This is a genomic window from Bacillus sp. B25(2016b), from assembly GCF_001679765.1.
GTDB classification, from domain to species: domain Bacteria; phylum Bacillota; class Bacilli; order Bacillales; family Bacillaceae_G; genus Bacillus_A; species Bacillus_A thuringiensis_K.
Map to the genome: position 1 here is coordinate 262,744 of NZ_CP016285.1, position 23,326 is coordinate 286,069.

The following is a 23,326-nucleotide window of genomic DNA, read 5'->3' on the forward strand; positions in this document are numbered from 1 at the left end:
TATGTCAAAAGAGATAGCAAAAAAACGTATAGAAGAATTACGTGATTTGTTAAATACATTTAACTATCAATATCACGTATTAGACAATCCTTCTGTTTCTGATGCGGAATATGACCGTAATATGCAGGAGCTTATAAAATTAGAAGCAGAGAACCCAGAGTTTATGAGTGAAGATTCTCCCTCCGTTCGCGTTGGGGGAACTGTTCTTGATATATTTGAAAAAGTAACACATAAGTCACCAATGTTAAGTTTAGGAAATGCATTTAACGAAGGAGATTTACGTGATTTCGACAGAAGAGTACGTCAAGGAATTGATGGTGCAAATGTAAGATATATATGTGAATTAAAAATTGACGGGCTTGCCGTTTCGCTTCATTATGAAAAAGGACGCTTCATTCAAGGGGCGACACGTGGTGATGGTGTAACGGGTGAAGATATTACTCAAAATTTAAAAACGATTAAAGCTATCCCACTTCGTTTAAATGAAGAAGTAACGTTAGAAGCACGAGGCGAAGCTTATATGCCGAAGCGTTCATTCGTTAAACTAAATGAAGAAAAAGAGCAAAATGGAGAAGATGTATTTGCGAATCCGCGTAATGCAGCAGCAGGTTCAATACGTCAACTTGATCCGAAAATTGCAGCGAAGCGTAACTTATCTATGTTTGTGTATGGTCTTGCGAATGTAGAAGAAAAAACAATTTCATCACATAGTGAATCGCTGGATTTCTTAGGTGAACTTGGATTTAAGACAAATCCAAATCGCCGTACATGTGAAACAATTGAAGAAGTTATAGCTTATGTAGAAGAATGGCAAGAAAAACGTCCGCATCTTGATTATGAGATTGATGGAATCGTTATAAAAGTAGATGATGTTGCTCTTCAAGAAAGTCTAGGAACTACAGCGAAGAGTCCAAGGTGGGCGATTGCTTATAAATTTCCGGCTGAAGAAGTTGTAACGAGATTAACAGGCATTGAATTAAGTGTTGGCCGAACAGGGGTTGTAACACCGACTGCAGAACTAGAGCCAGTGAGAGTTGCTGGTACGATTGTTCGTCGTGCTTCTTTACATAACGAAGATTTAATTCGCGAAAAAGACATTCGAATTGGTGACTACGTTGTTGTGAAGAAGGCTGGAGATATTATTCCTGAAGTTGTGAACGTTATTTTTGATAAGCGTACTGGTGAGGAAGAAGAATACCGCATGCCAACTCATTGTCCAGCATGTGAGAGTGAACTTGTTCGTTTAGAAGAAGAAGTAGCACTTCGTTGTATAAATCCAACTTGTCCTGCTCAAATTCGAGAAGGGTTAATCCATTTCGTTTCAAGAAATGCAATGAATATTGATGGACTTGGAGAACGTGTCATTACACAACTCTTTGATGCTGATTACATTCGTACATTTGCTGATTTATATGCATTGACGAAAGAGCAATTATTACAGTTAGAACGTTTTGGTGAAAAATCAGCAACAAACTTAATACAAGCAATTGAAAATTCTAAAGAAAACTCGTTAGAGCGATTATTATTTGGTCTTGGAATTCGCCACGTTGGAGCGAAAGCAGCACGTACATTTGCAGAGCACTTTGAAACGATGGATGAGCTTGTAAAAGCAACGGAAGAAGAACTAAAAGCAATTAATGAAATTGGCGAAAAAATGGCTCAATCTGTTGTGACATATTTTGATAATGAAGATGTATTAGAGTTATTACAGCAGTTTAAAGAGTATGGCGTGAATATGACATACAAAGGTATAAAAATTGCAGATTTACAAAATGTTGAATCTTACTTCGCAGGAAAAACGGTTGTTTTAACAGGTAAGCTAGAAGTTATGGGACGAAGTGAAGCGAAGAAGAAGATTGAGGCATTAGGTGGAAAAGTAACAGGAAGTGTTAGTAAGAGTACGGATTTGGTTGTTGCAGGTGAAGCAGCTGGTTCGAAATTAGCACAAGCGGAGAAACATAATGTTGAGGTTTGGAATGAAGAGAGGTTCTTACAAGAGCTAAATAAGTAAGAGGTGCAAACTTACCATGAAAAAAATAGCATTAGCGGTATTAAGCCTTGGCCTACTTGTAAGTGGGTGTAGTGCAGGTGCCGACAAAGATGAAAAAGTGGCTGGGAAATCGGGGAAAGCAAAAGAACAATCAGTTGTTCCAAAATACGCTATTTCGGATGAATATTATAAGACGACTATTCCATTTGATGGTGGAAAGGCACGTGGTTTAGTGGTGCAAGGGTTAAATAGTCGCCTTGATATAGATGAATTTGAAACAGGATTAATGCGAATTGCAAAAGAATCATTTAGTACGAAAGATAATTTTTTAAAAGGCGGAAAAGCTCTAGATACTCAAACTATACAGATGCTTGTTAAAAGAAAACGTACAGATGCTGAACAAAAGGAACTAGAGGAAAAATTAAAAAAAGATGCAGTTAAATTTCCTAATATAGGATTAAATCCTGCATTAGGAACAGGATCCGAATCACTAGAAGTGAAAAATAAAAAAAATCCAATATATATTTCAAATATTTTAGAGCATGATTATTATGTGAAAAAAGGCGATAATGGCGAGGAACGTGTTGGTATGGTAGTTGGATTAGCGATGAATTCTGTTCAATATTTTAACGAAGAGCATGGTTACCCACGTGAAGCTGCAATCCCAGATGAAAAGATGTTAGCTGAAGGGAAAAAAATGGCGCAAGAAATTTTGAAAGTCATACATCAAAAAGAACCTGAAACAAAAAATATTCCGATAACATTTGCGATTTATCGCCAAGCTCCAAAGTCTTCGCTCGTGCCAGGTAATTTTGTTTCTTATGCAAATGTCGAAAAAGGTAGTGAAACGGTTGAAGATTGGAAACAAATTAATGAAAAATATTATTTGTTCCCATCAGAGCAAGCGAAAACAGATAATAAACGTGAAGATCTTGCAAGAGTATCCAACTTTAAGGCAAAACTAAGCGATTATTTCCAAGGAGACTATACAGCTGTTATTGGTACTGGTATGTATAGAGATGATGAATTAAGAGAAATGAAGCTTGATATTCCTGTCCAGTTTAATGGAAAAGCTGAAATAGTTGGTTTTACACAATATGTGGCAGGGCTTGTTATGGAATACTTCCCGAATTATATGAAAGTACAAGTAACGATTAAATCTGTAGAACGCCCAGAAGCTATTATTATACGTGAAGCAAAAAAAGATGAACCACTTGTGAAAATTTTAGATTAAATATGAAGGCTGTTCCTCTATGGAACAGCTTTTTTTCTTATGTAATTTTGTTATAATTTAAAATGTTGTAAAAAATAGGGGTAAGGGGTAAAGCTCATGGACGAATTAAGTTTTCAAGTCATTATTTTATTAATTGCATTCGGTTTTTTAGCAGCTTTTATTGATTCCGTTGTTGGAGGAGGAGGGTTAATTTCGCTTCCTGCACTTATGTTTGTTGGCCTATCGCCAGCTTCGGCAATTGCAACGAATAAATTAGCGGCAACAATGGGGACATTTACGAGTGCGATGTATTTCATTCGATCAGGAAAAGTTGATTTTAAAATTGTAGGAAAGTTAATACCGTTAACTATTGTTGGAGCTGTGGCAGGCGCTTTAGTAGTAAAATTTATTCCATCGGATATTTTACGCCCATTAGTACTTGTAATGTTGGTATTTATTTCTATTTATATTATTGCAAAAAAGAATTGGGGAAGTGTGTCTACCTATAAGAAGATGACGCAAAGAAAAACATTAATATTTTTCTTTGTTATTTTAATGATAGGATTTTATGATGGATTTTTTGGACCAGGGACAGGGTCGTTTTTAATTTTTGCATTTTTATTAATTGGCTTGGATTTTATTCAAGCAGCAGCATCTGGAAAACTTTTGAATTTTGTTAGTAATATTGTATCTTTAATTACTTTTTTATTTTTAGACATAATTCATTTTGAATACGGTATTATCATGGGATTATCAATGATCTTAGGTGCTTATTTTGGATCGAAGTTTGCGGTTCAAAAAGGCGTTGGATATGTGAGGACTTTATTTTTATTAGTTACCATATTATTGATTGGAAAAAATGTTTTGGAATATACTCATATTTTGTAGATTCATACCCATGTATGGATCTCTTTTTTTATTATATTTTAAAAATTTATTAATTTTTAAAATATAAGTCTAGGAATATTTGAATAAATCTAAATTATCGTGTAGAATAATGTTGTAAAATGTAAACGTTTTTCTAAGGGGAGGCTAAAAAGAATGGTAGTAGCATACAAACATGAGCCATTTACAGATTTTTCAGTGGAGGCTAACAAATTAGCGTTTGAAGAAGGTTTAAAGAAAGTAGAATCTTATCTTGGACAAGACTATCCATTAATTATTGGGGGAGAAAAAATCACTACAGAAGACAAAATTGTTTCTGTAAACCCTGCAAATAAAGAGGAACTTGTTGGTCGTGTTTCAAAAGCAAGCCGTGAGTTAGCTGAAAAAGCAATGCAAGTAGCGGATGAAACATTCCAAACTTGGAGAAAATCAAAGCCAGAAATGCGTGCAGACATTTTATTCCGTGCTGCAGCAATCGTTCGTCGCAGAAAACATGAATTCTCTGCTATTCTTGTAAAAGAAGCAGGTAAGCCATGGAATGAGGCAGATGCTGATACAGCAGAAGCAATCGACTTTATGGAATATTATGGTCGTCAAATGTTAAAATTAAAAGACGGTATTCCAGTAGAAAGCCGTCCAATTGAATATAATCGTTTCTCTTACATTCCATTAGGAGTAGGTGTTATCATTTCTCCTTGGAACTTCCCATTCGCAATTATGGCAGGTATGACAACAGCTGCTTTAGTTTCTGGTAACACAGTATTACTAAAACCAGCTAGTACAACTCCTGTAGTAGCAGCGAAATTTATGGAAGTATTGGAAGAAGCTGGCTTACCAGCTGGCGTAGTAAACTTCGTTCCAGGTAACGGTTCTGAAGTTGGTGACTACTTAGTAGATCATCCTCGTACACGTTTCGTAAGCTTCACGGGATCTCGTGATGTAGGTATCCGTATCTATGAGCGTGCAGCGAAAGTAAACCCAGGACAAATTTGGTTAAAACGCGTTATCGCTGAAATGGGCGGTAAAGATACAATCGTTGTTGATAAAGAAGCAGATCTTGAATTAGCAGCTAAGTCTATCGTTGCATCAGCATTCGGATTCTCAGGACAAAAATGTTCTGCATGTTCTCGTGCAGTAATCCATGAAGATGTATACGATCACGTATTAAATCGTGCTGTTGAATTAACAAAAGAATTAACAGTTGCTAACCCAGCAGTATTAGGTACAAACATGGGTCCTGTTAATGACCAAGCTGCATTCGATAAAGTAATGAGCTATGTTGCAATTGGTAAAGAAGAAGGTAGAATCTTAGCAGGTGGCGAAGGAGACGATTCTAAAGGCTGGTTCATCCAACCAACAATCGTTGCTGACGTTGCAGAAGATGCTCGCTTAATGAAAGAAGAAATCTTCGGACCAGTAGTAGCATTCTGTAAAGCGAAAGACTTCGATCATGCACTTGCAATTGCAAACAATACAGAATACGGTTTAACAGGAGCAGTTATCTCTAACAACCGTGACCATATTGAAAAAGCACGTGAAGACTTCCACGTAGGTAACTTATACTTCAACCGTGGATGTACTGGTGCAATCGTAGGATACCAACCATTCGGTGGCTTTAACATGTCTGGTACAGACTCTAAAGCTGGTGGACCTGATTACTTAGCACTTCACATGCAAGCAAAAACTACTTCTGAAACTTTATAAGAAATAGTAGAGGAGCTCTTCACAGAATGTGAAGAGCTCCTTTTAAAATTGAAATCCTATATATTACTATCGTTCGAAAGGAATGAGCTAAAACCTATTAATAGCGGGATAAACATGTGAACAGAAATAAAATGATGAGAAAAGTTGACTTATTAGTCATTTTTTTTAGTATTCATTTTGAGAATTTCCTGTATAATACAATTTGAAAGAAAATCTATGGTTCGACAAGGAACACTCCTTTCGGTTTTGCTCACTGAAAGGAGTGTTTTTTTATGTAGCTAAAAATTCTTTCGTGCTTATTACATTTGCATATACACCATTTAAACTAGCTAAAATTGTATTGTGAATATAAACAGCTGGTATAGTAGCGTTCTTAAAAGAAAGGTCTTTTGTAGCACAAGCATCATGTATAACGGTACATTGAAAGTCAAAATCGAATGCAGCCCTTACTGTAGCATCAATACACATATGAGTCATCATCCCGCATACAACGACATGTTCAATATCTAAACGTTTTAATTGCTCTAGAAGATTAGTTTCTCGGAAGCTATTTGGATAATGTTTGACTATAACTGTTTCTTCTCTAAGTGGACGTACGCTTTCGTGAATATGTACACCTTCTGTATTAGGTAGGAAAAAAGTAGCGTCATCTTTTATAGCTACGTGTTGGATATGAAAAATAGGTTCGTTGTTTGTTCTAAAGTGTTGTAATAACTGATTAGCATATTCGCTTGCTTCTACTGGATTACGCAATTCCATCTTTCCATTTGGAAAATAATCGTTTTGAATATCGACGAGTAAAAGAGCTGTTTTCATATATTTATCTTCCTCCGAGTTTCATATTCAAATAAATTTATTCAATTCGTAGAGAGGATTCTCCTGTTTAAAAATATGAGGAAAAAGAATTTTAAATAACCTTGAAAGTTACTATTTTCTCATGAATTCTCATCTGAAAATTTTAATAAAGGAATAATTAATATTTTTCTAAAAAATGTATTGACTCTTATTATTCTGAGTTCTATAATGAGAATTAATTAAACGACAATTAAATCGATACATTCTTATCCAGAGAGGTGGAGGGACTGGCCCTACGATACCTCAGCAACGGGTTTTTTTAATACCGTGCTAACTCCAGCAAGCCATATAAAGGCTTGGAAGATGAGAAGATGTGAACGAGTACATATAAGTGCTCTCCTTCTTATCTTTATGGTTGATAAGAAGGAGGGCACTTTTTATTTTACCTCGAAAGCTCTGCTTCAAGTTTTTACAGCATATAGGAGGGGAAAAAATGATTTCTTTTAACAATGTAAGTAAAGTGTATGAATCAGCTGGGCAATCTGTTCATGCGGTGGAGGATGTAACATTATCAGTTGAGAAAGGCGAAATTTTTGGCATTATTGGTTTTAGTGGCGCTGGAAAGAGTACGTTATTACGCTTAGTAAATATGTTAGAGAGACCGACGGCAGGAACGATTTCAATAGATGATAAAGATATTACATCATTATCGACGAAAGAATTACGTAAACTGAGACAAAGAATTGGAATGATTTTTCAAAGTTTTAATTTATTTAATTCAAGAACAGTATTTGGAAATATTGCTTATCCATTAAAGTTAGCGAAAGTACCAAAGAATGAGATAAAAGAAAGAGTAAATGAACTGCTGAAGTTTGTAGGGTTAGAAGATAAAGCAAACTATTACCCAGAGCAGCTATCAGGTGGACAAAAGCAGCGTGTGGGCATTGCTAGAGCACTTGCGACATCGCCAGATATTCTTATATGTGATGAGGCAACATCAGCCTTAGATCCAGAAACAACGACAGAAATTCTAAACTTATTAAAGAAAGTAAATAGAGAATACAATTTAACAATTCTTCTTATTACACATGAAATGCATGTTGTGAAAGAAATTTGTCACCGTGTAGCTGTAATGGAGAAAGGAAAAGTTATTGAAGAAGGAAAACTGTTTGATGTTTTCACGCAACCAAAAACAAAGACGACTCAAAACTTTGTACGTTCTGTCATTAATGATCATTTACCGGAAAGTGTTCTAGCGAAAATTCAAAATGGTGGTCAAATTTATCGTCTAACATTTACTGGTGAGGAGACAGGACAGCCGGTACTATCATATATCGCAAAAAACTATAACGTCGATGTAAATGTACTGTACGGAAATATTATTGAACTTCAAAATGTGCTATTTGGAAATCTTCTTGTAGAGTTGCAAGGTGAGCAGAGGGAAATTCAAAAAGCATTACAACATCTAAGACTGCAAGTGCAGCTGAAGGAGGTAGAAGCTCATGCGAGTTGATTGGAGTATATTTTGGCCGCGCATACTAGATGCGACGGGGGATACCCTCTTAATGGTAATTGTAACCCTTATATTCGCTACAATTCTTGGTATACCCCTAGGTTTACTATTATATGTAACGAGAAAAGGAAACTTTTTGGAAAATAAATGGGTCTTTTCTATTCTTAATATCATTATTAATACAATTCGTCCGGTTCCATTCATTATCTTTTTAGTAGCTTTAAGCCCACTAACAAGAAGTGTTATCGGAACGACGATTGGAACAGCAGCAGCAATCTTCCCAATGACGTTAGTTGCATCAATCGGCATTGCTAGAATGGTTGAAACAAATCTTGTTTCTGTTCCAAAGGGAGTCATTGAAGCAGCTCAAGCAATGGGGGCTTCGCCAATTAGAATTGTTTTTGAAATTCTTGTGCCAGAAGCGTTAGCGCCATTGATCTTAGGGGTTACATTTATGACAGTTGGTTTAATTGAATTTTCTGCAGTTGCTGGGCTTGTCGGTGGTGGAGGTCTTGGTGATTTAGCGATGACATATGGTTATCAACGTTTTGATACATCAGTTATGTTCGTAACGGTCGTTTTACTTATCATTCTTGTACAGGTAGCTCAAAATTTAGGAAACTACTTTGCGAAAGTCTTTTTACGCAGATCATAAAAAGGAAGAGGGTAAAAGAAAATGAAGAAAATTTTAGCATTTGCATTATCAGCGATTGTAGGAGTTTCAGCGTTAAGTGGCTGTTCAAGTGGAGACATAGGGGCAGGAGCTAAAGAAAAAGTAGTTCGCGTTGGTGTAACTGGAACGGATGGAGACGCTTGGGAAATTTTGAAGAGGAAAGCTGAAAAAGAAGGAATTAAAATTAAACTGGTTGAGTTCTCTGATTACACAACGCCAAATAAGGCGCTAGCTGATGGAGATATTGAACTAAACTCATTCCAGCATATTGCTTTCTTAGAGCAATTTAAAAAAGAGCATAAGTTAGATATTACAGCTGTTGGTACAACGCAAATTGCGCCAATGGGTTTATACTCTGAAAAATATAAGAAAGCAAATGAAATTCCAGATGGTTCAGAAATTGCAATTCCAAACGATCCAACGAACCAAGCACGGGCATTAAAACTTCTTGATGCAGCTGGATTATTAAAGCTTAAAAAAGACTTTGGTCTATTTGGAGATCCAAGTGGTATTGCTGAAAATCCGAAGAAATTAAAAATTACACCGGTTATCGCACAGCAAACACCTCGTGTGTTAAAAGATGTAGCGGCATCAGTTATTAATAACGGTGTTGCTGGTCAAGCTGGATTAGATCCAGCGAAGGATCCTATTTTCTTAGAAGATCCAAAGAATGAAAATGCGAAGCCTTATATTAATATTTTCGCAGCTCGTACGAAAGATAAAGATGATCCAACACTGAAAAAAGTAATTGAATTATACCATTCAAAAGAAGTAACAGATGCAATTAAGAAAGAAACAAATGATGGTTCCATTTCAGTAGATCTTTCACTTGAGGAGCTTGAAAAAATCGTAAAATAATCATTGGGTTTAATGGACTAACAGAAGGAACCCCTCCGCTGTTAGTTCGTTCAACATATAATCTACTTAACAAACAAAACAAACCCTAATTCTGTACCTTCCAATTCTGTATAATATAGAATCCAATGTTTGTTAAGTAGAGTAATAGACCAGGAGTTTTCCTGGTCTTTTTTTATTACTGAAAGCAGCTAGCGAGTAGTAAGGTAATCCAAATTATAATGGGATAAGAAAATAAGCTGAAAAGGAGTGTAATTACGAATTGCTTTTGATGAATTAAGTGTTTTTTTGATAAAAAAAAGAAAATAGAAAAGAGAGTAATGAAAAATGCGGATATTACGCCGGGGTTATAGGAGCGATAAATGAAAAACAAAATAATATGTTGAACAGAGTTGAAGAAGATGGCCCCTTGTATAAAAATAATCCAGCATATAGAAGACAAGAAGTTAAGTTGATATAGAAAGACGATAAGTAATACAAAGATTGTTAATACGGAAATGGCAATGAAAAATTGTTGGCTAGTTATAAGACGGATTGAAAATTGATTAGCAAGGTATTGTGGCATTTGGAAAGCTTCTTCAAGGTTATGAATGAAAAATAATAAGGGAATAATCCAGAGTATAGTAGTGGAATGTTTTTTCATCAATTTACATCACTCCAATAAAGTATAGAAAGCCTAAAAAAAGGCCATCTATACAGAGATAGTTAATCAATTATGATATTTTTTAAATTAACTTCATGATGCTCTCGTTCTATCGAATAAGCAGCTAGTTCCTCTTGTAAAATATTTAATATTTGCTTAGCGGATTGCTGGATTGGATTAGGTAGCTCTTCTAATATATGCATCCCGACTTTTACTTTTGTACGAATTACCCTTCGTAGTAATTCCTCATGCATGGACTACACCTCCAAACCGAATATTTAGTACATCTTCATCAAATTTTGCTCCTTGAATAGAAAGGTGTGTTAATGTTTTTGGTAACGTGATGTTCCGTTTAACAGAACCCGCTCGAATAATAAGTTCATCACCTTTTTGATTTAAGGAAAGTTCACTTTTGTTTGAGAAGGGAATGGACAGAACGAAAATATACTCATCGCCATCCTTTTTTACATATTGAGTGCGCCCGTTAAATTTCACTTCTGTAGGGGAATGATCAGTTTTAAATAAAGAATCTCCTACACGTTCTAACATAGACAAACCAACAACTTCTTGTTCAAACATTGGAGCTTCGTAAATAGGAAGGGGTTGAAAACTATCTTGAATTAATGTTTTATATTTCTTCTGTGCATCTTTCCATGCCTGAAAATAAGGATCGGTGACAGTGTTAGGGATGACGCGGTTAATCATAATGGCATCTACGTTATAATCGTATAAATTCAAATAAGTAAAGCTGCGCTGGGCTTCCTTAATGACCATTTTTTCAGGATTTACAACGATGCGGATACTTGTTACTTCTCGATTTGATAAAATATCTCTCATTTCTCCGAGCTGTTCAAGTGTACTTGTTAATTCGTCCATAATATCGTCGGTTGGAAGAGGGACACCAAGGAGTGGTTGAGCTACAGGACGAACGACTTTTAAAACTTTTCTTTTAATAGGAAATAATTTTTCCATCCACCAGCCGAGCATGTCTGGAAAGCTTAGCATTGCTAATGTTTCTCCTGTTGGGGCACAATCAATAATGATAACATCATATGTGTTTTGTTTATAATAATCGAGTACGCGAAGTAGGCTAATTAAATCTTCCATACCGGGAAACATCGTTAATTCTTCTGTTGTAATATCATCGGCTGCTTTGGAAGTGAAGAGTAGTGTAATATATTTCTGTAATTTTCCCCAGCCTTTTTCCATCTCATAAATCGTATTAATTTCTTGTGCCCACAAATTTTTACGAACTTCTAATGGCTCAGAAGATAGCTTTATACCAAATGAATCTCCTAAACTATGAGCAGGATCTGTGCTCATTACTAATGTTTTTAATCCTTGTTTCGCACTTTGAATTGCTGTTGCTGCTGAAATGCTAGTTTTTCCTACGCCGCCTTTACCTGTATACAAGATAATTCTCATCATTCATATCCCCTTTGTTTCGAATATCGAATATTACGAGTGTCGAAGTAAATGATTGAATAAAAACCCAGATAGGGTTTTATTCAATCGGAATGTTTTTCATTTTAGGTGTAGAAATCTTTTCTTCTGTTTTTTGCTGTGACGTAGCGATGTGATCCATGATTTTTTGGAAGATTTGTAGTAAGAATGCTTTTTCTTCTTCTGATAATGCTTCTGTTACTAAGCTAAAGTAATGGGCCGCATTTTGTTTTAATTCTTGAACGAGCATTACGCCGTTTTCTGTTAACCGAATTAATACAATACGTCGGTCATTTTCATCACGGTAGCGTTCAATATATCCCTTTTTTACAAGGCGATTTACAACGCCCGTTGTTGTACTCATCGGTATATCAAGAAGATCAGCAATTTTCGTCATTGTAATATCTGTATTTCGTTCCATCCAAAGTAAACAAAATACTTCTGTTTTAGAAAGTGTTAAATCTAGGCTTACCCATTCTTCAGGATAGAAAAGTTTCTTGGCGTTATCTAGCAGTAAGTCTAAAAAATGTTCATATTGCAACAATTAATTCCACTCCCGTATATTTCGAGGTTCGTAATATTTATTTTTATTTTATGTAGAATAGAAATAATTGTCAATGATTTTAATTGTTTTTTCAGATTAGGCAGAAAACTTTCTTTAAAATAGTATTCTTTTATGATAGATTTATAAATATAAAACTAGAATTTACATAAAAATCCATCATGGTAAATATACTTATCTATAATGGGTATACAGCTAACGAGGGGGAGAACGATGAGAAGACGTAATACGCAAGCGTTCACGTTTTTAGCATGGACTTCATTTGTTTGTGCACTTTCAGGTATGCTAATTGGGATTTATACGTTAGATGAAACGCTTAGTGTAAAAGGATACTATTTAATTGGAACATTATTTTTAACGATGTCTTGTTTTGTATTACAAAAAACAATTCGTGATAATGAAGAAGATAACGAGAGATTTCCGAAAAATAAACCGTTAGATAAAGAGTAAATTGTAAAGAAAGGCATTTGCCTTTCTTTTTTTATGTAAAAATGGCGTAAGTACGCTGTGTTGACTTGCTTGAAGTACTGAAAATTTGGTATCATCAATAGTATTGTAGATTGAACGATATATTATGGAGGTGGCCTAGCCGTGTCAAGAATTTCCGTTGAGAATGTAAAGCACGTAGCACATTTAGCACGTCTTGCAATTACTGATCAAGAAGCAGAAAAATTTCAAAAACAACTAGATGCAATTGTTACATTTGCAGAACAGTTAAATGAATTAGATACAACAGATGTAAAACCAACAACTCATGTATTAACTATGAAAAATGTTATGCGTGAAGATGTACCAGAAAAAGGTTTACCAGTTGAAGAAGTATTAAAAAATGCACCGGATCACAAAGATAATCAAATCCGTGTTCCAGCAGTATTAGAATAGAGGAGGGGAATTTCGATGTCATTATTTGATCATTCAGTATCAGAGTTACATAAGAAGTTAAACAACAAAGAAATTTCCGTTACGGATTTAGTAGAAGAATCTTACAAACGTATTGCGGATGTTGAAGATAACGTAAAAGCTTTTCTTACATTAGATGAAGAAAATGCACGCGCAAAAGCGAAAGAATTAGATGCAAAAATCGGCGCTGAAGATAATGGTTTATTATTCGGTATGCCAATTGGTGTAAAAGATAACATTGTAACTAACGGTCTTCGTACAACTTGTGCGAGCAAAATGTTAGCAAACTTCGATCCAATTTATGATGCGACAGTTGTGCAAAAGCTAAAAGCTGCTGACACAATTACAATCGGTAAATTAAACATGGACGAGTTCGCAATGGGTTCTTCAAATGAAAACTCAGGATTCTACGCTACGAAAAACCCATGGAACTTAGATTACGTTCCGGGTGGATCTAGTGGTGGTTCTGCAGCAGCTGTAGCAGCAGGAGAAGTACTATTCTCTCTAGGTTCTGATACGGGTGGTTCTATCCGTCAGCCAGCTGCATATTGCGGTGTTGTAGGTTTAAAACCAACTTATGGACGCGTATCTCGTTACGGATTAGTAGCATTCGCATCTTCACTTGACCAAATCGGACCGATTACACGTACAGTAGAAGACAATGCATACTTATTACAAGCTATTTCAGGTATTGACCGCATGGATGCAACTTCTGCAAACGTTGAAGTTGGAAACTATTTAGCTGGTTTAACAGGCGATGTTAAAGGTTTACGCATTGCTGTACCGAAAGAATACTTAGGCGAAGGTGTTGGCGAAGAAGCTCGTGAGTCAGTACTAGCTGCTTTAAAAGTATTAGAAGGTATGGGCGCAACTTGGGAGGAAGTATCGCTTCCACACTCTAAATACGCTCTAGCAACGTATTACTTACTATCTTCTTCTGAAGCATCTGCGAACCTTTCACGCTTTGATGGCGTGCGTTACGGTGTTCGTTCTGATAATGTAAATAACTTATTAGATCTTTACAAAAACACACGTAGTGAAGGTTTCGGTGATGAAGTTAAACGTCGTATTATGCTTGGTACATTTGCGCTTAGCTCTGGTTACTATGATGCATATTACAAGAAAGCACAACAAGTACGTACATTAATTAAAAACGACTTTGAAAATGTATTTGCTAACTATGATGTTATTATTGGACCAACAACGCCAACTCCGGCATTTAAAGTGGGCGAAAAAGTTGATGATCCAATGACAATGTATGCAAATGACATTTTAACAATCCCAGTAAACTTAGCGGGTGTTCCAGCGATTTCTGTTCCATGTGGATTCGGTGCTAACAACATGCCACTTGGTTTACAAATCATTGGTAAACACTTCGATGAAGCGACAATTTACCGCGTTGCACATGCGTTTGAGCAAGCAACAGACTATCATACAAAAAAAGCAAGTCTGTAAGGAGGCGAGCATAGATGAATTTAGAAACAATTATTGGTTTAGAGGTTCACGTTGAGTTAAAAACAAATTCGAAAATTTTCTCTGCGAGTCCAACAGAATTCGGAGCGGAGCCAAATACACAAACAAGTGTAATTGACTTAGGATACCCAGGGGTACTTCCTACTTTAAATAAAGAAGCAGTTAACTTTGCAATGAAAGCTGCAATGGCATTAAACTGTGAAATCGCAACGGAAACGAAGTTTGACCGTAAAAACTATTTCTATCCAGATAACCCGAAAGCTTACCAAATCTCTCAATTTGATAAGCCAATTGGTGAAAATGGTTGGATTGAAATCGAAGTAGACGGTAAAAAGAAACGTATCGGTATTACACGTCTTCATTTAGAAGAAGATGCTGGTAAATCAACGCATACAGCTGATGGTTCATTAGTAGACTACAACCGTCAAGGTATGCCTTTAATCGAGATCGTATCTGAGCCAGATATGCGTACGCCAGAAGAAGCATATGCATACTTAGAGAAGTTAAAATCAATCATTCAATACACCGGTGTATCTGATTGTAAGATGGAAGAAGGTTCCTTACGTTGTGATGCGAACATTTCTCTTCGTCCAGTTGGACAAGAGAAGTTCGGTACAAAAGCGGAACTGAAAAACTTAAACTCATTCACTTACGTACAAAAAGGTCTTGAGCATGAGCAAGTGCGCCAAGAAAAAGAACTGTTATCTGGTGGCATCATCCAACAAGAAACACGTCGTTATGATGAAGCAACAAAGAAAACAATCTTAATGCGTGTGAAAGAAGGATCTGACGATTACCGTTACTTCCCGGAGCCAGACTTAGTTGAACTTTACATCGATGATGAGTGGAAAGAAGCAGTTCGAGCTTCTATTCCAGAACTTCCAGATGCACGTAAAGCTCGCTACGTTGCAGAATTAGGCTTACCAGCTTATGATGCACACGTGTTAACATTAACGAAAGAGATGTCTGATTTCTTTGAAGCAACTGTTGCAGACGGTGCTGATGCGAAATTAACATCGAACTGGTTAATGGGTGAAGTACTTGCATACTTAAACAAACAACAAAAAGAATTAAAAGACGTTGCATTAACGCCTGCTGGTTTATCTAAAATGGTTCAATTAATTGAAAAAGGTACAATTTCTTCTAAAATCGCGAAGAAAGTATTTAACGAATTAATTGAAAAAGGTGGAGACCCAGAAGAAATCGTTAAAGCGAAAGGTCTTGTTCAAATTTCTGACGAGGGTACACTTCGTAAAGTTGTAACAGAAATTCTTGATAATAATGAGCAATCTATCGAAGACTTTAAAAACGGTAAAGACCGTGCAATTGGCTTCTTAGTTGGTCAAATTATGAAAGCTACAAAAGGACAAGCAAATCCACCACTTGTTAACAAAATCTTACTTGAAGAGATTAATAAGCGATAATAGTAGTGACTTTTAAAGATTAAGCAGAAAAACACCCGTACATGGGTGTTTTTCTAGGTTAATCAAACGTTTGTTTAAATGAGACAAAATCGTTTAAACAAACGTTTGATTAACTGTCAAAAGTGGAAAAATGTTTGTATAGCAACTATGGTATGATAGTTGCAAAAAGGTGGGAATAATGATAAATCTAAACATAGAGGTTTTTTTCATCTCATGAAATAATAGATAGTTATTATTCGTTATATGTAAATTTTTATGGAAGAATGGATAGAAATAAAGTGAAACTTTAATCAGTAGGAGGTTCATCCAAAGCTGATTATTAGCCCTCACCAATTGGGCATTTACTGCCCGCAAATAGCGGGATAAATTTTGGAGTCAAATAAAAAACCATTGAAATGAATATTTACTTTTGATGGACTACACGAATCGGGTTCTTACTGCCTGTTTGAGCGGGATAAAAGAAGGATAGCAAGATGAGAGGAGGTAGGCATGGGAATACTGAATAGAAGTTCAGTATGTTCTTTTTCGATACATAAAGAAATTTCCTGTGCTAATAAATGATGAAGCGAGCAAGAATTATTTATAATCCTACTTCTGGGCGTGAGCTATTTAAGAAGAGCTTACCAGAAGTATTACAAAAATTAGAACAAGCTGGCTATGAGACATCTTGTCATGCGACAACGGGTCCTGGAGACGCTACTGTGGCGGCGAGGCAAGCTGCGGATCGTAAGTTTGATGTTGTTATTGCGGCTGGTGGCGACGGTACATTAAATGAAGTAGTAAACGGTTTAGTTGGGCATGAATTCCGTCCGAAATTTGGAATTATTCCAGTTGGAACGACAAATGACTTTGCACGTGCAATTGGTGTACCTCGTTCTATTGAAGAGGCAGCAGATATTATTTGCGAAGGAAAAACAGTGCCATTAGACCTTGGTAGAGCGAACGATACATATTTTATTAACATCGCTGGTGGCGGTCGTATTACAGAATTAACATACGAAGTACCGAGTAAGTTAAAGACAGTATTAGGACAACTTGCTTATTACCTAAAAGGTATCGAGATGTTACCATCATTGCATCCGACATATGTTGAAATTGAGTATGATGGAAAGTTACTACAAGAAGAAATTACGATGTTTTTAATTACGAATACTCGTTCAGTAGGTGGATTTGAAAAGGTAGCACCGTATGCATCTATTAACGATGGGTTATTTGACCTATTAGTACTGAAAAAAGGTTCTATCGCTGATTTAATTAAAGCAGCAACACAAGCACAACGTGGTGAACATATTAATAATCCAAAAGTGTTATATACACAAGCGAACCGAATTAAAGTACATTCACCAGATAAACTAATGATTAATTTAGATGGTGAGTATGGTGGAGATGCACCGATGGAATTCGAAAATATATATCATTGTTTAGAACTATTTGTTCCTGAACATCAAGAGGATGCCCTGTAAAGGCATCCTTTTTTACTTTGTTAAAATGAATTGTAAATTGGGAGTTAGTTTGATTTTTATGGTATTTTTACAATTCTTTTATTTTACATCCATATTTTATTGATACACTGGAGGAGATAAGAAACGAGAGGTAGGATGCTATGGAGAAGGTAAAAGCAATATTATTTGATAAAGATGGGACATTAATGGATTTTCATTCAATATGGATAAAAGTAGCTGAAGAACTTGTAGCTGAATGTATAAGTTTATATCATTTACCAAGTACAATAGGGCAGACCTTATTAGAAGAGATTGGTGTAGAGGGAGCATTTGTTAATCCGAGGAGTGCAATAGCTGCTGGAACAAGCCTTGATGTAGCGAAGGGGCTTTGTAATTATATTGAGTCTGCTAGAGAAGAAGAGATGCACCATTGGGTAAGTGAGAAGTTATTTTCCCTTATGTATGAGCATCGTTCGCATATGAAAATGACAGCAGATTTACCGAAAGTGTTACAGGCATTAAAAGATAAAGGATTTATATTAGGGGTTGTCACGGCAGATGATTTCGCACCAACAGAATTATTTTTAAAACAATATAAGTTGGAGAACTTTTTTGATTATATTATAGCCTCGGATACATTCCCTGCGCAAAAACCAGATAAAAAGATTATAGAAGTGTTTTGTGAGAAATTTAATTTAGAATCATGTGAGGTTGCGGTTGTTGGAGATACGCCAACTGATTTACATTTAGCCAAAAATGGCGATTGCTATGCAATTGGGGTGCTATCTGGTACGGGAGACCGTCCAACATTAGAACCACTTGCTGATTTAGTGTTAGATTCTGTTGGAGAGTTTATTTCTCAATCGGGTGAGTTTTTCTGGGAGAAAGAAAAGTCTAATGTGTAAGGAAAATAAGTCTATAAAGACTCTTAATGAGTCTTTATAGACTTATTTTTTATGCCTGGATACAAAGAATATAGGATAAATGCTAGAAAAGAAAGTTGGCATACATTTTGCAATAAAAAGAGAAAACAATGTAAAGAAAAGGATGGGGTACGCAATGAACACAAAAAAATTTGCTAAAGTAAATGAACAAATTCCAGGACCGAAAGCGGCATCTTTATTAGAACGCCGTCAAAATATAGTACCAAAAGGAGTAAGTAACGGCATCCCAACGTTTGTACAATCTGCCAATGGTGCTCTTGTAACGGATGTTGATGGTAATCAGTACATTGATTTTGCAGGAGCAATTGGGACAATTAACGTAGGGCATTGTCATCCAACGGTTAAAGAAGCGCTCCATAAACAAGTCGATCAATACATTCATACTGGATTTAATGTCATGATGTATGAGCCATATATTGAATTAGCGGAAAAGCTTGCGGCATTGGCACCGGGAAGTTTCGATAAGCAAGTCCTCTTTTTAAATAGTGGTGCAGAAGCAGTTGAGAACGCGGTGAAGATCGCTCGTAAATATACGAAGAGACCTGGTATTATCGCATTTTCTAAAGGTTTCCACGGGCGTACATTAATGACAATGACGATGACAAGTAAAGTGAAGCCATATAAATTTGGGTTTGGTCCCTTTGCTCCAGAAGTATATAAAGCGCCATTTCCATACGAATACCGTCGCCCAGAGGGATTAACGGAAGAGCAGTATGATGATTTTATTATTGAAGAGTTTAAGAACTTCTTCATATCGGAAGTAGCACCAGAAACAATCGCAGCTGTTGTAATGGAACCTGTTCAAGGGGAAGGTGGATTTATCGTCCCAAGTAAGAAATTTGTTCAAGAAGTACGCCGCATTTGTTCAGAGAACGGCATTTTATTTGTAGCGGATGAAATACAAACAGGCTTTAGTCGTACAGGAAAATATTTTGCAATTGATCACTATGATGTCGTTCCAGATTTAATTACAGTGTCTAAATCATTAGGGGCTGGTGTACCGATAAGTGGTGTCATTGGACGTAAAGAAATTATGAATGAATCTGCACCAGGTGAACTTGGTGGAACGTATGCAGGAAGTCCATTAGGATGTGCGGCAGCATTAGCAGTACTGGATGTAATAGAAAAAGAGAATTTAAATGATAGAGCGATAGAATTAGGAAAAGTCGTAATGAACCGATTCGAAGAGATGAAAAATAAATATCATTGCATTGGTGATGTGCGTGGGTTAGGAGCAATGTGTGCATTTGAGGTCGTTCAAGACCGTAAGACGAAAGCACCTGACAAAACGTTAACGGCTAATCTATGTGCAGAAGCAAATAAGCGTGGGTTACTGTTATTATCAGCAGGAACATATGGAAATGTTATCCGTGTGTTAATGCCTTTAGTTATTACAGATGAGCAACTTGAAGAAGGTTTAACAATAATTGAAGAATCATTGCAAGCTTGTTATGAGCAAACAAACATAGCTCGTGTTTAAAAACTGAAGGATAAATAGCAAACATTCTAGCTGACTCTATATTAAATACAGAAAATTCACTTTATAATAAAGGTAGTGAAGTGGATCGATGGATTTGAAGTTAGGGGTGGCTAGGATGGTTGCAGAAAAGGAACGAGTTTTAATGGATTTAAAAGATGTATTTGAATATGCGTTTGACGAAATTTTTGTTACAGATGAGCAGGGAATCGTTGTGCGTGTAAATAGTACATGTGAAAGGCACTACCAACTAGCTGCCGAAGAGTTAGTGGGTAAGCATGTAAAAGAACTACAAAAGGATGGAATCTTTTATCCATCAGCGACATTAGAAGTGATTGAAAAAAAGAGGCCAATTGAACTCGTTCAAACTACAAAATCAGGAGAGTATTTACACGTTCGTACAAGGCCTGTTTTTGATGATGAGGGAAATTTAAGAAGAGTGATTAGTTATTCTCGGGACCTTACTGAACTCTATCAATTACGTCAAAAGGTAGAGGAAATGGATAATCAGCTAAAAACATATAAAAAAGAATTAAGAGAAACATATGAGCATGAAGGACTTATTTTTAAAAGTCTAGCTATGCAAAAAATAGTCGATACAATTAAAAAAGTATCTGTAGTGGATAGTACTGTTCTCGTTTTAGGCGAAACTGGAGTTGGGAAAAGTCGATTAGTACGCCATTTACATGAAGTGAGTCACCGTAAGAATGAAAGTTTCTATGAAATTAATTGTGCGGCATTGCCAACTAATTTAATTGAATCAGAGCTTTTTGGATATTCAGGTGGATCTTTTACAGGTGCGAATCGTGAAGGGAAAAAGGGACTATTAGAATCCGCGCATAAAGGAACTCTTTTTTTAGATGAAATCGGTGAAATGCCGATTGAAATTCAAGCGAAGCTTTTGCAAGTATTGCAAGAAAAAACATTTCGTCCTATAGGCGGAAGAGAATTAAAAAAAGTGGATGTTCGAATTGTGGCAGCAACAAATAGAGATTTAAGTGAGATGGTGAAACAAGGAACATTTCGGAAAGATTTATACTATCGTTTGAATGTCATTCCAATTGCAATTCCCCCGCTTAGGGAAAGGACAGAAGATATTTTACCGCTTATTTATCATTACTTGCAGCACTTTAATAAAAAATACGGACGTGATGTGAAACTAGCGCCGAGTACGTTACAAATGTTTGTTGGATATCCGTGGGAAGGAAACAATAGAGAAATAGAGAATGTAATTGAGAGAATTGTTATTACTGTCGATGATGTTGTAACGGTAGAGGATTTGCCACTCTCTATGCAAGAGGCTGCAGTTGAACAATCGGGGCAAAGCCTTTATAAAATGCTGGAAGAGGTAGAGAGAAATATTATTCTTAAAGCGTATAAAACGTATGGATCAAGTTATAAAGTAGCTGAGTTTTTGCAAATTAGTCAATCTGCTGCTACTAGGAAAATTAAGAAGTTCATAGAGGAGGAAGAAAACATTGGATAAAAAGGCGACTTTCGTAAGTATAGATAGAAAGGCGATGTATATAAATGGTGAGTGGATTACACTACAAGAACAAATTGAAGTAAATAATCCTGCGACGAAGGAAATATTTGCAACTGTACCAAAAGGCGGAGTAACAGAGGCAAAGCAAGCTGTTGATGCTGCACATGAAGCTTTTAAAACGTGGTCTAAGTTAACGGCAGCAGATCGTGCAACGAAGTTAAAAAAGTGGTTCATGCTTATTGATAAAAATAAAGAAGAGATCGCAGCGATTATGACGAAGGAACAAGGAAAGCCGTTTGCAGAAGCGCTTGGTGAAGTAAATTATGCAAATAGTTTTGTTGAATGGTATGCAGAAGAAGGGAAACGTGTGTATGGTGAAATGATTCCTGCTGCTCATCCGAATAAGCGCATTTTAGTTATGAAGCAACCAGTTGGCGTTATGGCAGCTATTACACCTTGGAACTTCCCAGCTGCTATGATTACGAGAAAGGTAGCCCCAGCGCTTGCAGCAGGCTGTACAGCCGTTGTGAAACCGGCAAGTCAAACGCCGCTAACTGCATTAAAATTAGCTGAATTAGCTCATGAAGCGGATATTCCAAAGGGTGTAATTAATATCGTAACAGGTAGTGCAAAAGCAATTGCTGATACATGGATGGAAGATAGTCGCGTTCGAAAAGTGTCCTTTACAGGGTCAACGGAAATTGGGAAAGAGTTAATGGCTAGTGCGGCGCAAACGATGAAAAAAGTTTCACTTGAGTTAGGTGGTCACGCTCCGTTTATCGTAATGAATGATGCAGATTTAGATAAAGCAGTAGAAGCGATGATTGGTTCGAAATTCCGTAACGCAGGACAAACGTGTATATGTACAAACCGAGTATTCGTTCAAGAAGAAGTATACGAAGTATTTGTAGAGAAGTTCCAAAGGGCAGTAGGGCAGTTGAAAGTAGGAGACGGTTTCGGTGACGGAACGACTGTCGGACCACTTATTGATGAGAATGCAGTTTCAAAAGTACAAGAACATATTGAAGATGCTATTCAAAAAGGTGGAACCGTTTTATATGGTGGTGAAAAGGTCGCAGAGTTAGAGGGACATTTCATTCAACCGACTGTAATTGGGTTGGCAAATGATACGATGCTTTGTATGAATGAAGAAACATTTGGGCCAGTGGCACCAGTTGCGAAATTTAAAACAGTTGATGAAGTAATCGAACGTGCAAATAATACACCATACGGTTTAGCTGCGTATATTTTCACGAAAGACATTAGCCAAGCATTCCAAATTAGTGAAGCGTTAGAGTACGGTATTATCGGTCTAAATGACGGTCTTCCATCAGTTGCACAAGCACCATTCGGTGGCTTTAAAGAAAGTGGTATCGGCCGTGAAGGAGGCCATTTCGGCATCGAGGAATATTTAGAAATTAAATATATTTCATTAGGACTATAAGTAGTATACTAGAATCTCTATAAGGTAACAGAGAAGGAGATTCTAGTATGGTATATTGGCTATTATTACTTGTTACAATTATTTTTGAAGTGGCTGGAACAATTGCGATGAAACTATCAAATGGTTTAACAAAGCTCGTTCCAAGTGTATTGATTTTCGTATTTTATGGAATTTGCTTCAGTGTGTTCGCCATCGTTGTGAAGAAGATTCATTTAAGTATTGCTTATGCTATTTGGTCTGGCGTTGGAACATTACTTATTACAATCATTAGTGTGTACTTTTTTAAAGAGCATATTAGTTTATTTCAAGCATTTTGTATTCTTTTTATTGTTTTGGGTGTCATTGGGCTTAAGGTTTCATCGGCATCCTGAAAGCTATCTTTTGTAGAAGATAGCTTTTTTCTATTTGTGCAGTTAGCAATTAATACGACAAAATATGACAAGAAAGAGTAAAGCGTTTT

The 23,326-nt window shown here is 36.3% G+C and carries 22 protein-coding genes and 1 riboswitch; of the genes, 17 read left to right on the plus strand and 5 right to left on the minus strand.

Features of this window, described 5'->3' with window-relative positions; all coding sequences use genetic code 11:
* Position 1 precedes the first annotated feature (1 nt).
* From ligA to pruA, 4 genes are all read left to right on the plus strand, one after another.
* A complete protein-coding gene (gene ligA / locus BAQ53_RS01515; RefSeq protein ID WP_000031452.1) occupies positions 2-2,011 on the plus strand; it encodes an NAD-dependent DNA ligase LigA in 2,010 nt (669 codons plus the stop codon).
* 16 nt (positions 2,012-2,027) lie between these two features.
* Positions 2,028-3,224, plus strand: coding sequence for a CamS family sex pheromone protein (locus tag BAQ53_RS01520; protein WP_000717033.1), 1,197 nt, complete (start codon positions 2,028-2,030; stop codon positions 3,222-3,224).
* Between the two features lie 96 nt (positions 3,225-3,320).
* Positions 3,321-4,091, plus strand: coding sequence for a TSUP family transporter (locus BAQ53_RS01525; RefSeq protein ID WP_000343975.1), 771 nt, complete (start codon positions 3,321-3,323; stop codon positions 4,089-4,091).
* A 153-nt stretch (positions 4,092-4,244) separates the two neighbouring features.
* Positions 4,245-5,792: an L-glutamate gamma-semialdehyde dehydrogenase gene (gene pruA, locus BAQ53_RS01530; RefSeq protein ID WP_000259554.1), complete on the plus strand. Its 1,548-nt coding sequence runs from the start codon at positions 4,245-4,247 to the stop codon at positions 5,790-5,792.
* A gap of 270 nt (positions 5,793-6,062) precedes the next feature.
* Here the strand turns inward: pruA and BAQ53_RS01535 are convergent, their stop codons facing one another.
* The gene (locus BAQ53_RS01535; RefSeq protein WP_000844905.1) at positions 6,063-6,608 is read right to left on the minus strand and encodes a cysteine hydrolase family protein; all 546 of its coding nucleotides are present in this window, start codon (positions 6,606-6,608) and stop codon (positions 6,063-6,065) included.
* Positions 6,609-6,850: 242 nt separating this feature from the next.
* Positions 6,851-6,957: riboswitch (SAM riboswitch) on the plus strand.
* 123 nt (positions 6,958-7,080) lie between these two features.
* On the opposite strand from BAQ53_RS01535, the gene BAQ53_RS01540 reads away from it, so the two are divergent.
* Genes BAQ53_RS01540 through BAQ53_RS01550 form a run of 3 tightly spaced genes read left to right on the plus strand, consistent with a single transcriptional unit; the run spans position 7,081 to position 9,631 of the window.
* Positions 7,081-8,100, plus strand: a complete 1,020-nt coding sequence (locus BAQ53_RS01540; RefSeq protein ID WP_000622969.1) for a methionine ABC transporter ATP-binding protein — start codon at positions 7,081-7,083, stop codon at positions 8,098-8,100.
* Positions 8,090-8,755, plus strand: coding sequence for a methionine ABC transporter permease (locus tag BAQ53_RS01545; RefSeq protein ID WP_001261868.1), 666 nt, complete (start codon positions 8,090-8,092; stop codon positions 8,753-8,755). Before BAQ53_RS01540 ends, BAQ53_RS01545 begins: the two co-directional genes overlap by 11 nt.
* Before the next feature lie 21 nt (positions 8,756-8,776).
* Positions 8,777-9,631 carry a MetQ/NlpA family ABC transporter substrate-binding protein gene (locus BAQ53_RS01550; protein ID WP_000721592.1) on the plus strand — a complete coding sequence of 285 codons (855 nt, stop codon included), beginning with the start codon at positions 8,777-8,779 and terminating at the stop codon, positions 9,629-9,631.
* 175 nt (positions 9,632-9,806) lie between these two features.
* Here BAQ53_RS01550 and BAQ53_RS01555 read toward each other — a convergent pair whose 3' ends face one another.
* From BAQ53_RS01555 to BAQ53_RS01570, 4 genes are all read right to left on the minus strand, one after another.
* The gene (locus BAQ53_RS01555; RefSeq protein WP_002181829.1) at positions 9,807-10,271 is read right to left on the minus strand and encodes an HXXEE domain-containing protein; all 465 of its coding nucleotides are present in this window, start codon (positions 10,269-10,271) and stop codon (positions 9,807-9,809) included.
* A gap of 62 nt (positions 10,272-10,333) precedes the next feature.
* Positions 10,334-10,525 carry a DUF3926 domain-containing protein gene (locus BAQ53_RS01560; protein WP_000544110.1) on the minus strand — a complete coding sequence of 64 codons (192 nt, stop codon included), beginning with the start codon at positions 10,523-10,525 and terminating at the stop codon, positions 10,334-10,336.
* Complete coding sequence (locus BAQ53_RS01565; protein WP_002181833.1) at positions 10,518-11,699, minus strand: ArsA family ATPase; 1,182 nt, start codon at positions 11,697-11,699, stop codon at positions 10,518-10,520. The genes BAQ53_RS01560 and BAQ53_RS01565 overlap by 8 nt, the downstream gene beginning before the upstream one ends.
* Before the next feature lie 76 nt (positions 11,700-11,775).
* Positions 11,776-12,258: a MarR family winged helix-turn-helix transcriptional regulator gene (locus BAQ53_RS01570; RefSeq protein WP_000942475.1), complete on the minus strand. Its 483-nt coding sequence runs from the start codon at positions 12,256-12,258 to the stop codon at positions 11,776-11,778.
* A gap of 231 nt (positions 12,259-12,489) precedes the next feature.
* On the opposite strand from BAQ53_RS01570, the gene BAQ53_RS01575 reads away from it, so the two are divergent.
* The 10 genes from BAQ53_RS01575 (at position 12,490) to BAQ53_RS01620 (ending at position 23,237) form a co-directional block, all read left to right on the plus strand.
* Positions 12,490-12,726 carry a YiaA/YiaB family inner membrane protein gene (locus tag BAQ53_RS01575; RefSeq protein ID WP_001254393.1) on the plus strand — a complete coding sequence of 79 codons (237 nt, stop codon included), beginning with the start codon at positions 12,490-12,492 and terminating at the stop codon, positions 12,724-12,726.
* 141 nt (positions 12,727-12,867) lie between these two features.
* The gene (gene gatC / locus BAQ53_RS01580; protein WP_000086999.1) at positions 12,868-13,158 is read left to right on the plus strand and encodes an Asp-tRNA(Asn)/Glu-tRNA(Gln) amidotransferase subunit GatC; all 291 of its coding nucleotides are present in this window, start codon (positions 12,868-12,870) and stop codon (positions 13,156-13,158) included.
* 15 nt (positions 13,159-13,173) lie between these two features.
* On the plus strand, positions 13,174-14,631 hold the full coding sequence (gene gatA / locus BAQ53_RS01585; protein ID WP_000051441.1) for an Asp-tRNA(Asn)/Glu-tRNA(Gln) amidotransferase subunit GatA: 1,458 nt from the start codon (positions 13,174-13,176) through the stop codon (positions 14,629-14,631).
* A gap of 14 nt (positions 14,632-14,645) precedes the next feature.
* Positions 14,646-16,073: an Asp-tRNA(Asn)/Glu-tRNA(Gln) amidotransferase subunit GatB gene (gene gatB / locus BAQ53_RS01590; protein ID WP_001047685.1), complete on the plus strand. Its 1,428-nt coding sequence runs from the start codon at positions 14,646-14,648 to the stop codon at positions 16,071-16,073.
* A 557-nt stretch (positions 16,074-16,630) separates the two neighbouring features.
* On the plus strand, positions 16,631-17,536 hold the full coding sequence (locus BAQ53_RS01595) for a diacylglycerol kinase (protein ID WP_000977679.1): 906 nt from the start codon (positions 16,631-16,633) through the stop codon (positions 17,534-17,536).
* Positions 17,537-17,676: 140 nt separating this feature from the next.
* Positions 17,677-18,420: an HAD family hydrolase gene (locus BAQ53_RS01600; protein ID WP_000416660.1), complete on the plus strand. Its 744-nt coding sequence runs from the start codon at positions 17,677-17,679 to the stop codon at positions 18,418-18,420.
* Positions 18,421-18,574: 154 nt separating this feature from the next.
* On the plus strand, positions 18,575-19,939 hold the full coding sequence (gene gabT, locus BAQ53_RS01605) for a 4-aminobutyrate--2-oxoglutarate transaminase (protein ID WP_002163831.1): 1,365 nt from the start codon (positions 18,575-18,577) through the stop codon (positions 19,937-19,939).
* Between the two features lie 115 nt (positions 19,940-20,054).
* Complete coding sequence (locus tag BAQ53_RS01610; RefSeq protein WP_000225140.1) at positions 20,055-21,422, plus strand: sigma-54 interaction domain-containing protein; 1,368 nt, start codon at positions 20,055-20,057, stop codon at positions 21,420-21,422.
* Positions 21,415-22,866, plus strand: a complete 1,452-nt coding sequence (gabD, locus tag BAQ53_RS01615; RefSeq protein WP_000358140.1) for an NADP-dependent succinate-semialdehyde dehydrogenase — start codon at positions 21,415-21,417, stop codon at positions 22,864-22,866. The genes BAQ53_RS01610 and gabD overlap by 8 nt, the downstream gene beginning before the upstream one ends.
* A gap of 47 nt (positions 22,867-22,913) precedes the next feature.
* Positions 22,914-23,237 carry a DMT family transporter gene (locus BAQ53_RS01620; RefSeq protein ID WP_000263262.1) on the plus strand — a complete coding sequence of 108 codons (324 nt, stop codon included), beginning with the start codon at positions 22,914-22,916 and terminating at the stop codon, positions 23,235-23,237.
* Positions 23,238-23,326: the final 89 nt, after the last annotated feature.

What these genes read in the sequence shown, in the direction of transcription:
- BAQ53_RS01595 (WP_000977679.1), top strand. Translation starts at nt 16,631, where the DNA reads ATGATGAAGCGAGCAAGAATTATTTATAATCCTACTTCTGGGCGTGAG.
- BAQ53_RS01620 (WP_000263262.1), top strand. Translation starts at nt 22,914, where the DNA reads ATGGTATATTGGCTATTATTACTTGTTACAATTATTTTTGAAGTGGCT.
- BAQ53_RS01520 (WP_000717033.1), top strand. Translation starts at nt 2,028, where the DNA reads ATGAAAAAAATAGCATTAGCGGTATTAAGCCTTGGCCTACTTGTAAGT.
- BAQ53_RS01550 (WP_000721592.1), top strand. Translation starts at nt 8,777, where the DNA reads ATGAAGAAAATTTTAGCATTTGCATTATCAGCGATTGTAGGAGTTTCA.
- BAQ53_RS01525 (WP_000343975.1), top strand. Translation starts at nt 3,321, where the DNA reads ATGGACGAATTAAGTTTTCAAGTCATTATTTTATTAATTGCATTCGGT.
- ligA (WP_000031452.1), top strand. Translation starts at nt 2, where the DNA reads ATGTCAAAAGAGATAGCAAAAAAACGTATAGAAGAATTACGTGATTTG.
- BAQ53_RS01600 (WP_000416660.1), top strand. Translation starts at nt 17,677, where the DNA reads ATGGAGAAGGTAAAAGCAATATTATTTGATAAAGATGGGACATTAATG.
- BAQ53_RS01575 (WP_001254393.1), top strand. Translation starts at nt 12,490, where the DNA reads ATGAGAAGACGTAATACGCAAGCGTTCACGTTTTTAGCATGGACTTCA.
- BAQ53_RS01560 (WP_000544110.1), bottom strand. Translation starts at nt 10,525, where the DNA reads ATGCATGAGGAATTACTACGAAGGGTAATTCGTACAAAAGTAAAAGTC.
- BAQ53_RS01555 (WP_002181829.1), bottom strand. Translation starts at nt 10,271, where the DNA reads ATGAAAAAACATTCCACTACTATACTCTGGATTATTCCCTTATTATTT.
- BAQ53_RS01540 (WP_000622969.1), top strand. Translation starts at nt 7,081, where the DNA reads ATGATTTCTTTTAACAATGTAAGTAAAGTGTATGAATCAGCTGGGCAA.
- gatA (WP_000051441.1), top strand. Translation starts at nt 13,174, where the DNA reads ATGTCATTATTTGATCATTCAGTATCAGAGTTACATAAGAAGTTAAAC.
- BAQ53_RS01545 (WP_001261868.1), top strand. Translation starts at nt 8,090, where the DNA reads ATGCGAGTTGATTGGAGTATATTTTGGCCGCGCATACTAGATGCGACG.
- pruA (WP_000259554.1), top strand. Translation starts at nt 4,245, where the DNA reads ATGGTAGTAGCATACAAACATGAGCCATTTACAGATTTTTCAGTGGAG.
- BAQ53_RS01535 (WP_000844905.1), bottom strand. Translation starts at nt 6,608, where the DNA reads ATGAAAACAGCTCTTTTACTCGTCGATATTCAAAACGATTATTTTCCA.
- BAQ53_RS01565 (WP_002181833.1), bottom strand. Translation starts at nt 11,699, where the DNA reads ATGATGAGAATTATCTTGTATACAGGTAAAGGCGGCGTAGGAAAAACT.
- gabT (WP_002163831.1), top strand. Translation starts at nt 18,575, where the DNA reads ATGAACACAAAAAAATTTGCTAAAGTAAATGAACAAATTCCAGGACCG.
- gatB (WP_001047685.1), top strand. Translation starts at nt 14,646, where the DNA reads ATGAATTTAGAAACAATTATTGGTTTAGAGGTTCACGTTGAGTTAAAA.
- BAQ53_RS01610 (WP_000225140.1), top strand. Translation starts at nt 20,055, where the DNA reads ATGGTTGCAGAAAAGGAACGAGTTTTAATGGATTTAAAAGATGTATTT.